Here is an 11422-nt window from a genome sequence, read left to right as displayed (position 1 = left end):
TCCGCTACGAGATACGCGCCGACCTCCACCTCGGCCTGCTCCAACTCGCCTGCAGCATCATCTGCCTGCGAAAGCTCCGAACCTCATTCTGAAACGATCAGTTACCCCACGGACCCGGACCACCAGGCTGGCAGTTGGTCCCGTTACCGGAGAGACACACCTCCTTCAGCACGGTCAGCGACGGCACGTTCGCGGTCGCCTGGGACGGTGGAGTGGTCGTCGGAGGCGTCCCCGGCGGGGAGCCCGGAGGCACGAACGACGCCGTCACCACGTTGGTCGTCGACTGGGTGATGTTCGTGGTCGAGCAGAAGAACCGCTTCGTCGCAGCCGCCGGCAGATCGAACGAACCAGCCGCCGTCACACACGACGGAGCAACACTGTCGTTCAACGTCACACCGGGGATGTCCACGCCATCGGTGTTCGTCACCGTGATCCGCCAGTACGCCGTACCACCCGACGGAACGCTGGTCGACGGACCCCACGGACCGACACCGCCCTGACCACAGTCAGCGGCACTGGCCGAGAGACAGACCTCCTTCAGCACCGTCATCGACGGCACGTTCGCCGTGGCCTGGGACGGCGGAGTGGTCGTCGGAGGCGTACCGGGCGGAGAACCCGGAGGCACGTAGTTCGCCGTCACCACGTTCGTGGTCGACTGCGTGATGTTGGCGCTCGAACAGTAGAAGAACACCGTCTGACCCGCCGGCACCGTAAACGTACCCGCGGCCGACACACACGACGGAGCAACCGTGTCGGTCAGCGTCGCACCCGAGATCGCCGTCCCGTCGGTGTTGGTGACGGTGATCCGCCAGTACGCCGTCCCACCCGAGGGGACACTGGTGACCGGACCCCACGGACCCACACCACCCTGACCACAGTCAGCGGCACTGGCCGAGAGACAGACCTCCTTCAGCACCGTCAGCGTGGAGACGTTCGCCGTCGCCGAAGAGGGGCTCGTGGTCACCGGGATCGTGCCGCCCGGCGGCACATACGTCGCCGTCACCGTGTTCGTGGTCGTCTGCGTGATGTTGGCGCTCGAACAGTAGAAGAACACCGTCTGACCCGCCGGCACCGTAAACGTACCCGCGGCCGACACACACGACGGAGCAACCGTGTCGGTCAGCGTCGCACCCGAGATCGCCGTCCCGTCCGTGTTCGTCACAGCGATCCGCCAGTACGCGGTACCACCCGACGGAACATCCGTCACCTTCACCCACGGACCCACACCACCCGACTGACAGTCAGCAACCGTCGTCGACCCACAAACCTCCTTGTCGATCGTCAACGACGACACATTCGCCGTCGCCGAAGACGGCGGAGTCGTGACCGGAGGCGTCCCCGGCGGAGAACCCGGCGGCACGAACGACGCCGTCACCACGTTCGTCGTCGAGGCCGTGATATTCGCACTCGAGCAGAAGAACTGCATGCTCGCACCAGCAGCCAGGCTGAACGTCCCGGCAGCCGTCACACACGACGGAGCGACCGTGTCGTTCAGCGTGATACCCGTGATCGCCACACCATCGGTGTTCGTCGCGGTAATCCGCCAATAGGCAGTCCCACCCGACGGAACATCAGTGACCGGACCCCACGGACCCACACCACCCTGACCACAGTCAGCGGCACTGGCCGAGAGACAGACCTCCTTCAACACCGTCATCGACGGCACATCAGCCGTCGCCGAGGATGGCGGAGTCGTGATGGGCTGGCCTCCGCCCGGAGGCGGGAAGGTGGCGGTGACCACATTGGTGGTGGACGCGGTGATGCCGGGGCTGGAGCAGTAGAACTGTGTGCTCGCGCCGGCCGCCAGACTGAACGTTCCCGCCGCCGTCACACATGACGGGGCGACGCCGTCGTTCAGCGTGATCCCGGTGAGGTTCACCTGGCCCGTGTTGGTGGCGGTGATCCGCCAGTACGCCGTCCCGCCGGAGGGGACGGAGGCACTGGATGCCCATGGTCCGATTCCGCCGCTTTGACAGTCGGCCGGGTTCGAGCTGGTGCAGACCTCCTTGAGCACGGTCATCGCCGGCTGGCAGCCGGCGCCCGGGGTGACCTGGAAGGTCACCGTGTTCGAGGTGACGGCGGGCAGGGTGCCGGTGACCGAGGTGGCCTGGTTGGAGACCGAGGTGATGGAGCAGTCGGTGCCCACGGTGGTGTCGAAGCAGACCTGCGGCGGGTCACCGACGAACGAGACCACGGTCATCGGGTGGTTGGTCGGGGTGAACGACGAACCGTTGAGCAGCGAGATGTTGGAGTCGACCGTGATGGGTGACGTCGACACGGGGATGGAGGAGATGTCCGCCGTCCCGGTAGTGGGGTTGAACGGGAACGTGCCCAGCACGTTGCCGCTGGAGTCCTTCACGGTCACCGACGAGGCCGCGAAGTTCACGGTGGTCGGATCGATGTCCGCGAGTGACACCGTGCCGTACGAGGTCACGTGTCCGGTCTTCCCGTCGCAGTAGAACTGGGCCGGGTTGAGCATCGAGACGGCGGTGAGCCTCAGGCAGGGGGCGGCACCGGTGACCGGGTCCATGGACCACAGGTAGCCGCTGTCGCCCAGGCCGTACTTGCACTGCCCGTCGTAGGCGTAGCCGTAGGGGCGGGTGACGCCGCCGTTGACGTTCGGCGGCCCCGACAGGGTGCCGCCCGTGCCGTAGGAGGCGCACGGGGCCTGGGTCACCCAGTCGTAGCAGTAGTTGTAGTCGGCGACGGTGGGCGTGCTCGACCAGTAGGGGAATTCGGTCTCCAGGTGCCCGTTCGGCGCGGTGATCGTCAACGGGTTCATGTAGACGTTCTGCCCGAGGGGCGCGGCATGCGCGCCGACCAGGGCCTGAAGACCCGGGGGCACGGCGATGGAGGCACCGGTGAGGCTGAAGCACTGAACGGTCCCCTGCGCCGGGTTCGAGGACGCGGTGCTGTCCGCGCCCACGGTCGTGCAGACGCCGAGGATGTTCCCGGCCGCGTCGTAGTCCGTGAAGATGTTGTCGTTGACGACGGTGAAGTTGGGGACGCCGGTCTCGACGGCCAGCGTCTTCGGGACGGCCCAGCCGGTGCAGGCCGCGTTGGTCGCGGGGTCGAAGCACGACATCTGCGAGGTGTTGACCCCTCCGATGTTCGCGGTGTCGGTGATGTAGATCTTCCCGTTGACGAGGTCCGTCGTGCCGAAGTAGTCGTTGGGTGTCGGGCTGTTGGTGGCGCTGGTGTTGGGGCCCAGGCCGATGCTGAAGGTGCCGCAGCCCGTGTTGGTCGTCGGGTCGTAGCAGAGCACCTGCCCGCTGGTGGACACCCCGTAGATCAGGCCGTTGGCCGCCTGCACCAGACCGCCGATGCCGTTTCCGCCGGCCGCGGTCGCGCTCTGCAGGGAGGTGAACCCGCAGCTCTGCTGGGTCTGGAGGTTGAGGCAGCCGACGCCGATCTGGGTGGGGGTCGAGGTGAGGGACGCGGGGTAGTACAGCTGGTCGCCCAGCAGGACGTACTGCTCCTTGCGCGTGGTGCGCACGTCACCCGTGGTCGCACCGGCGGCGGAGGAGTTCAGGGGCCGGGGCCAGGTCTGCGGCGCGCCGGTCGGGCTGGGGCACGGTCCGTTGGTGTCCAGGTCCGTGCAGACCACGATGGGCAGGGGCGAGGTTCCGGCGTGGTGGTAGATGTTCCACGCCTCGCGGACCGGCTGGCCGTTGACGGTGGCGGTGAACAGGATCGGGATGAAGCCGTCCCCGCCGGTCGCGGTGTCGACCGGGGTGAACGGCGCGGGGATCAGGTTGGTCGTGCTGGTGGCCGGCGACCCGGTGTTGGGGTTGGTGGCCTGGACCACGTTGGTGGCGGTGCCCTGATCGGTCGTCTGGAAGGTGGTGCCGCCGTCGGTGGACCACTGCGGGGTGAACCCGGGCGGGACCTTCAGCGAGCCCGGCACATAGGTCTGGGTCTGCGGTGTACTGCCCGGACCGCCCTGGATCACGTCCGTGACGGTGGCCGGCTGCACGGTGGAGGCCGGGTTGCTGTACGACACCACCCACTGGAGGGTGTCGCCGTGGTCGGCGGTGGTCGTGCTGCCGTTCGTCAGGTCGACGCCGGTCTTGCTCAACGGGGGGACGGCGGCCCGCGACGGTGCGGGGGGTGCCGGCGCCTTGCTCCCGTTCGCCGCGTTCGCCGAGGGGGGTGCGAACGAGGCCAGCGAGGCGGGCAGCGAGAACGAGGACACCGCCGCGGCCGTCGCGACGAGGACGGTGAGCACCGCCCGGGCCGCCCTCGGCGGACGCCCGGGCCCTCGGCGGGCCCGCGACGCGGTCCGGCCCGCCGCGAGACGCACCACGCCCCACAGCGCGACCAGCAGCGCGAACGCCCTCATACCCGGCGACCGGCCGGCGGCGGGACCGGCGGCACCGGGTGAACCGGCATCCGGCGGGCCAGCTCTGCGTCGCTCCCGGGCCAGGCGCGAGGCCGCGCATCGTCTCATGGTGGATCCCTTCCAGAAATACGGGCGCACACGCACCGTCTCGATATGGCAAGGCGGAGCGGCGTCGGCCGGGAGGAAGCGGGGACCTCCGGCCACCGCCGCGGATCAGCGGACCAGGAACGCAGCGACAGCTCCTCCACGGCCGGGAGGAGGACGGGCGCCGGGGCGCCGGGCCGGCACGGCGTAGGCGTCGGCGTGCGGGAGGAGGTTCGGAAGGACGCGCGGCAGGAGGCCGCAGAAGAGGTGCGGAAGAGCCCACGGGAGGACACGGGGGAAGGCGCGCGGGACCGCGTGCGGCGCCCGCAGACACGGGAAGCAGGTGTCGTCCATCGGTCGGTCACGCTCTCCTCGGCCATGCCCGGCCTTCGCGTTCGACAGCCGGGCATCACCTTGGAAGAGGGGTTCGGCCGGTGCGAATGACGCCGTGGACGTGACATCGCGCCGGAAAGCACCCGTCCGGCCCTACCCGAGCCCTCGCCGTCAGGTCCGCATGCCATGGCCTCGAATGACTGTCACTCAGACCGACGGTCCATCAGGACGGTGGAGGGTGCGGGGAGGCCGGTCCGCGACAGAGAGGGCAATACCGAAGATTGCCGCTGGATTCGGGCCCGCAATACTCATGGCGGACAGGGGGCGCGACCCACGGCCGTACGACGTGCCGGGCCGGCCGTCCTCCTCCGGCATGCCGTCGCGGCGGTTCCCGGGCAGTCGTACGGCGCCACGGAGCGGTTCGGACCGGGCCTGCCCGCCCGAGGGCGGGCAGGCGGCGGGGCCGGGGCCGCTCCCCCACTGATGACGGAAGCGAGGCGACGGATCACCATGACAGGACAGCCCAGGAAAGTCGGCCGGTGGGACCTGGTCGCGAGGTTCTGCCAGGTCCTGCTGATCGTCGGCCGCCATCTGCTCAGGGCGGCGGCCCGGCGGCTCTCCCCCGGCCGCGGCAGGGCCGCCCGCGCCGACTCGGCGCTGCCCGCGCTGCTGATAGCGCTCGGCCCGTTCTTCGTCAAGGGCGGGCAACTGCTGAGCACCCGGCGGGATCTGCTGCCGGCTCGGATCTGCCAGGCCCTGGGCGGGCTCACCGACGCGGTGCCCGCGCCGCCGGCGGCCGCGATCGAGGCGGTCGCGCGCGCGGCGTACGGGCCGCCGGAGCGGTGGCCGTTCGCCTCGGTCGGCTGGGAGCCGGTGGCGGCCGGGAGCATCGCCACCGTGCACCGGGCGGTCCTGCTGGACGGCCGCGAGGTGGCGCTGAAGGTGCGGCGCCCCGGCGTCGCCCGCGCCCTGGAGACCGACCTGCGGCTGATCACCGCCGTCGTCCGGGCCGGCCGGTGGGTGCCCTCGCTGCGCAAGCTGCCGGCCGAGGAGATGGTCCGCCAGGTGGGCGGGGCCATCCTCGGCCAGCTCGACCTGACGGCGGAGCTGGCGTCCCTGCACACCCTGCGCCGCAACCTGGCCGGGGTGGCCGGCGTCCGGCTGCCCGAGCCGTACGACGCGTTCTGCTCCGAGGAGACCGTGGTCATGGAGTTCATGACGGGTCTCGGCCGGTTCAGCCCCGACGCGCGCCCCGCGCCGGAGCGCCGGGAGATCGTGCGCACGGTCCTGCTGGCGGTGTACCGGATGCTCTTCCTGGACGGGACGGTCCACTGCGATCTGCATCCGGGGAACCTCTATCTGACGGACCGTTCGGAGGTCGTCGTCCTGGACGCCGGGTTCGTCGTCCGCCTGCCGGACCGGGTGCGGCGGCTGTTCGGCGAATTCTTCCTGAACATGGCGCTCGGCCGGGGCCGGCGGTGTGCGGACATCACCATCGAGAGCGCCGCCGTGGTGCCGGAGACGTGCGATCTGGAGAGCTTCCGGGCGGCGGTGGAGAAGCTCGTCGCCGAGGCGACCGGGGCCCTGTCCGGCGACTTCGACCTGGCGGCCTTCGCGCCGCGGCTCTTTCGGGTCCAGCGGGACCACGGGATCTTCGCCGCGGCGGAGTTCGCCTTCCCGCTGCTCTCCATGCTGGTGATCGAGGGGATGATCAAGGAGTTCGACGCGGGGGTGGACTTCCAGGCGGAGGCGGTGCCCGTCCTCATGGAGGCGCTGCGGGCCCCGGCCGACTGACCCGGCACCAGGTGACTTCGCGCCACCTGGGCAACCTCGAAGAAGCCGGTCGCGGGCGGCTCGGGCACATTGGTCCGGGCGCCGCGCGGCCCCACGGCGTGTCCGCCGCGGCCGGCTGGGCCCCCTCACCCACCTACGCCCCACTGGAGTTCCTGTGACGAAGACCGGGGAACCGAGAGCCACCGGCAGCAGTCTGCTGGACCGCCTCAACGGATCGCATCACCGCGCAGCACTGAACGGGTTCCTGCTGATCGTCCTCGGGCACTGGGCCGAACACATCACGCAGGCGTACCAGATCTGGGGCCTCGGCTGGCCCGTGCCGAAGGCCAAGGGCGCACTCGGCCTCGCCTATCCCTGGCTGGTCACCTCCGAGTGGCTGCACTACGGCTACGCGCTGGTGATGATCATCGGTCTCTTCGCGCTGCGCCGCGGCTTCACCGGGCGCAGCCGGACGTGGTGGACGATCGCGCTGGGCATCCAGTTCTGGCACCACATCGAACACCTGCTGCTGATCATCCAGGCGCAGACCGGCCACTACCTCTTCGGCAAGTCGGCACCGACCAGCGTCCTGCAGCTGCTGATCGCCCGGGTGGAGCTGCACCTCTTCTACAACACCATCGTCTTCATCCCGATGGTCATCGGCATGTATCTCCACCTGCGGCCGAGCCAGGCCGAGCTGGCGGAGATGACGTGCAGCTGCCGGGCGCAGGAGCCGTCCCGGACGACGGTCGCCAGCCATGCCTGAACTGGTCGGCGCCCCGGTGGCGGACCAGCAGGCGGAACAGGAAGCGGACCGGCGGGCGGACCCGGCCGACCGGCCCGAACGGCGGGCCGCCCGGTCGTTCCAGCGGACGATGGCGGTCGGGATCGCCCTGCTGGCGGTGGTGCTGGCGGCGGTGGCGTGGATCAGTTCGGCGGAGCCGGTCCGCCTCGGCCGGGCGAGCCCCGCGGCCGGCGGCACGGTCGAGCTTGCGCCCACCGAGGTGTCACTGGACTTCGACGGCCCGGTGCGTTCCTCGTCCGTGATGCTGGCGGTGAACGCGCCGGACGGCGCCTCGGTGACCACCGGCAGCCCGGTGCTCGACGGGGGCCGGCTGTCGGTGCCGGTCGCCGTCTCCGGGCCGGGCACGTATCTGGTCACCTACCGGCTGGGCCTGGACCGGGGCCGGGTGGTGTCGGGGACGACGGAGTTCACCGTCGGTTCCGGCACCGGTTCCCGGTCCGCCGACCCGGACGAGGACGATTCGCAGGAGTCGGCGGCGGGTGGCCACAGCCACGGCCACGACATGGAGGGGCCGTTCAACATCGGCCTGCTGGTCGTGGACGCGGTGCTGCTGGCCGTCGTGGTGCCGCTGGTGGTACGGCGCCCGCGCGCCAGGTGACGGGTGCCAGGTGAAAGGCGCCCGGTGGCCGGGGCACGCCCCCGGCGGGCGCGCCCTCAGGCGACCGGCACCCGCCGGTCCAGCGGCGTTCCGGCGGCGGCCAGCCGTCGCAGCGCCGCCTCCGAGGGGGATCCGGGCTCGACGGTGAAGGCCACCACCATCAGCTCCGGGTCGTCGCCACGCAGCACTTCCTGATGGACCGTCAGCTCGCCCGCCAGCGGGTGGCGCAGGACGTTGGTGAAGGAATCACAGGTGGCCACCGAGTGGTCCTGCCAGAGGGAGGCGAACTCCGGGCTGGCCCTGAGGAGTTCGTTGACGAGTGCGCGGACCCGCCGGTCGCCCGGGAGCCTGGCCGCGACCATCCGGAGGTGGGCCACGACGGAGCGGGACTTCTCCGGCCAGTTGACGAACAGCTCGCGGGTCCGTGGGTCGAGGAAGACCATCCGGGTCATGTTCGGCAGCTCCGTGCGGTGGCCGGCGAACAGGGCGTGCGCGAGGTCGTTCCAGGCGAGTACGTCCGAGGTCGGGGAGAGCACCATGACGGGCACCCCGGCCATCATCGCCAGCAACCGCTCCAGGCCCTCGGGCAGCGGGCCGTCCTCGCGGCGGGCCGCTCCGGCGGCCGCCCGCCGGGGCCGGGCGAGCACCGCCAGGTGGGCGCGCTCGGCGGCGTCGAGCCGCAGCGCGCGGGCCAGCGCGTCCAGTATGGCGTCCGAGACGTTCTGCCCCAGCCCCTGCTCCAGCCGGGCGTAGTAGGAGACGCTGACCCCGGCGAGCTGGGCGAGCTCCTCGCGCCGCAGGCCCGGTACGCGGCGGCGCTCACCGTAGCGGACAAGTCCGACGTCCGAGGGACTGATGCGGCCCCGACGGGACTTGAGGAATGCGCCTAACTCATCCATGGCTTCATTATGCTGAAGGTACGACTGGGAAGGCTAGCCTTCCTGGTGAGACGAACGACAAGAGTCTGGCTAGGAGTCGGGTCTTCTCCCACCCTTGCTCCATGACCACGCATCCCGACTCGCGGCAGCGCATGAGCACCCGGCTGAAACTCACGCTTTTCGTCCTGCTGGGCGCCCAGTTCATGCTCTCCGTCGACTTCTCCATCCTCAACGTCGCGCTGCCCCAGATCGGTTCCGGGATCGGGATGTCCAGCGAAGACCTACCGTGGGTCGCGTCGGCGTACGCGCTGCCCGCCGCGGGCTTCACCCTGCTGTTCGGCCGGATCGCCGATCTCTTCGGCCGCCGCCGGCTCTTCCTCGCGGGCATCGTCCTGCTGACCGTCGCCTCGGTGCTCGGCGGGGTGGCGGACGACCCCGGTCTGCTGCTCACCGCCCGTGTCCTGCAGGGCCTTTCGACCGCGATGGCGGCTCCGGCGGCGCTGTCCCTGCTCACCACCTCGTTCTCCGAGGGCGCGATGCGCGAGCGGGTGCTCGGCCTGAACGGCGCCCTGCTGTCCGGCGGGTTCACCGTGGGCGCCCTGGTCGGCGGCACCCTGGTCGGCCTGCTCAGCTGGCGCTGGGCGTTCCTGATCAACGTCCCGGTCGCGCTGGTGATCCTGGTGGCGACGCCCCGGCTGATCGAGGACAGCCGGGCACCGGAGAAGGTCCGCCTCGACGTGCCCGGTGCCGTCACGGTGACCGCCGGCCTGCTGGCCTTCGTCTACGGCGTCATCGACAAGAGCATCCTGATCTCGGCCGTCGGCGTGCTGCTGCTGGGCGTCTTCTGGCTGATCGAACTGCGGTCGCCCGCACCGCTCGCGTCCGTCCGGATCCTCAAGCGGCCCAGCGTGAAGTGGGGCAACTTCGCCGGTCTCGTCGTGTTCTCGATGGAGAGCGCGCTGATCTTCCTGATGACGCTGTACTTGCAGGACGTGCTGGACTTCGCGCCGCTGACCACGGGGCTGATCTTCGGTGTGCCCGGCCTGGCCGCCGTCGCCGCCGGTGTGGTCGCCGGCCGGGCGATCGGCCGGTTCGGCACCCGGAACGTACTGGCGGTCGGTCTGGCGGTGCAGGGCCTGGCCACCGCCCCGCTGGTCCTGGTCGGCAGCGACCGCGTGATGCTGGCGGTGGCGCTCCCCGCCCTGTTCATCAGCTTCTTCGGCCATGTCACCTCGATCGTCGCCTACACGGTGACCGCCACCTCCGGGCTGCCGGACTCCGAGCAGGGCCTGGCCACCGGCCTGGCCGCGCTCAGCCAGCAGGTGGCCGTGACGATCGGCATCCCGATCCTCAGCGCGGTCGCCGCCACCCGCAGCGTGCAGCTCGACGGCATCCACCTCGCGCTCGGCGTCGACGTGGCCGTCACCCTGGTCGCGGTGGGCCTGCTCTGGGTGGGGCTGCGCAACCGCTCCGGGGCCGCCTCCCCGGCCGCCCAGGAGCCGCCGGTCGAGGTGGGCGAGCGGGCCGCCAGCCACTGAGACCGGGTGGTCTCAGCACATTCGGAGAAGATATCCGTCCGATTTCCCGGGATTATCGAACAGCGCCCCCGGCACGGAGAAACCCGCGGCACGGTCCGCGGGTTTCTCCGTGCTTCGCGTGACCGCGTTCCGGCCCGAACCGGACCGGCCGACACCCTCTCTTTTCCACCCCGAGGAAACGGACCACCTGTGGCAGTCAAAAGCATCGCCGTCAACGGAATCGACATCTCCTATCTGGAACTCGGCGAAGGGCCGCTGGCCCTACTGATGCACGGGTTCCCCATGTCCCCGGCGACCTACCGCCACCTGATGCCCGCCCTGGCCGGGGCGGGCTACCGGGCGGTCGCGCCGTATCTGCGGGGGTTCGCCCCCTCGGCCGTCCCGGCGGACGGCGGCTTCGCCATCGCCGACCTGGTGGCGGACGTCAACGGCCTGCACGAGGCGCTGGGCGGCGACGGCGACGCCGTGCTGGTCGGCCACGACTTCAGCGCTCCGGCGGTGTGGGGCGCCGCGCAGGCCGCCGACCGCTGGTCGAAGCTGGTGGTCTGCGACGTCCCCCCGCTCCCGGTGTTCGGCCCGATGGTGCTCACCCCCCGGGGCACCGACGCGCTGAGCCACTTCTGGTTCTTCCAGATGGCGGTGGCGGAGCAGGTGATCGCCGACGACGACATGGCCTATCTGGACTGGGTCTACCGGAAGTTCACGGCCGAGGGGTTCGACGCCACGGAGGACGTGGCGCACGCCAAGGACACGCTGCGCGCGCCCGAGAACCTGCGGGCGGCGCTCGCGCTGTACCGCACGGCCTTCCCCCCGGCCGCGTTCGGCACCCCTGACTGGGCCGCCGAGCACGGCGCGGTCTGGGGGGCGCCGCCGAGCCAGCCGGTGCTCAACCTGTTCGGCTCCGAGGACCCGAGTTTCGCGATCACCCCGGACGTCCTGGCCGCGATCGCCGAGGCGCTGCCGAAGGGCTCGCACGCCGAGGTCGTCCCGGGGGCCGGCCACGTCGGGCTGGTCGAGAAGCCGGCCGAGGTCAACAGCCTGATCCTGCGTTTCCTCGCCGGGGAGCTCTGA

At 70.7% G+C, this 11422-nt stretch carries 7 protein-coding genes and 1 pseudogene; 6 read left to right on the top strand and 2 right to left on the bottom strand.

What is annotated here, in order from left to right; all coding sequences use genetic code 11:
• Positions 1–92, top strand: a pseudogene (locus ACIO5D_RS02875) (IS5/IS1182 family transposase); the annotation flags it as partial.
• 5 nt (positions 93–97) lie between these two features.
• Here the strand turns inward: ACIO5D_RS02875 and ACIO5D_RS02870 are convergent.
• Positions 98–4342 (bottom strand): hypothetical protein, encoded by a 4245-nt coding sequence (locus tag ACIO5D_RS02870; RefSeq protein WP_400793733.1) that lies wholly within the window; start codon positions 4340–4342, stop codon positions 98–100.
• A 927-nt stretch (positions 4343–5269) separates the two neighbouring features.
• On the opposite strand from ACIO5D_RS02870, the gene ACIO5D_RS02865 reads away from it, so the two are divergent.
• The 3 genes from ACIO5D_RS02865 to ACIO5D_RS02855 all read left to right on the top strand — a co-directional run bounded on the left by ACIO5D_RS02865 (position 5270) and on the right by ACIO5D_RS02855 (position 7935).
• Complete coding sequence (locus ACIO5D_RS02865; RefSeq protein ID WP_400757000.1) at positions 5270–6553, top strand: ABC1 kinase family protein; 1284 nt, start codon at positions 5270–5272, stop codon at positions 6551–6553.
• A 154-nt stretch (positions 6554–6707) separates the two neighbouring features.
• Positions 6708–7298 (top strand): hypothetical protein, encoded by a 591-nt coding sequence (locus ACIO5D_RS02860; RefSeq protein WP_363608247.1) that lies wholly within the window; start codon positions 6708–6710, stop codon positions 7296–7298.
• Positions 7291–7935 carry a copper resistance CopC family protein gene (locus ACIO5D_RS02855; RefSeq protein WP_363608249.1) on the top strand — a complete coding sequence of 215 codons (645 nt, stop codon included), beginning with the start codon at positions 7291–7293 and terminating at the stop codon, positions 7933–7935. The genes ACIO5D_RS02860 and ACIO5D_RS02855 overlap by 8 nt, the downstream gene beginning before the upstream one ends.
• Positions 7936–7991: 56 nt before the next feature.
• Here ACIO5D_RS02855 and ACIO5D_RS02850 read toward each other — a convergent pair whose 3' ends face one another.
• Entirely contained in the window at positions 7992–8834 is an 843-nt protein-coding gene (locus tag ACIO5D_RS02850; RefSeq protein ID WP_363608251.1) for a helix-turn-helix transcriptional regulator, read from the bottom strand.
• A 101-nt stretch (positions 8835–8935) separates the two neighbouring features.
• Here ACIO5D_RS02850 and ACIO5D_RS02845 point away from each other — a divergent pair, with 101 nt between their 5' ends.
• A complete protein-coding gene (locus tag ACIO5D_RS02845) occupies positions 8936–10351 on the top strand; it encodes an MFS transporter (RefSeq protein WP_363608253.1) in 1416 nt (471 codons plus the stop codon).
• A gap of 189 nt (positions 10352–10540) precedes the next feature.
• The gene (locus ACIO5D_RS02840) at positions 10541–11422 is read left to right on the top strand and encodes an alpha/beta hydrolase (RefSeq protein ID WP_363608255.1); all 882 of its coding nucleotides are present in this window, start codon (positions 10541–10543) and stop codon (positions 11420–11422) included.

The sequence above is a fragment of the Kitasatospora sp. NPDC087315 genome (assembly GCF_044744345.1).
GTDB lineage: Bacteria > Actinomycetota > Actinomycetes > Streptomycetales > Streptomycetaceae > Kitasatospora.
The sequence above is the reverse complement of the archived record's forward strand: the minus strand, read 5'-3'. Positions and strand labels throughout refer to the sequence as shown.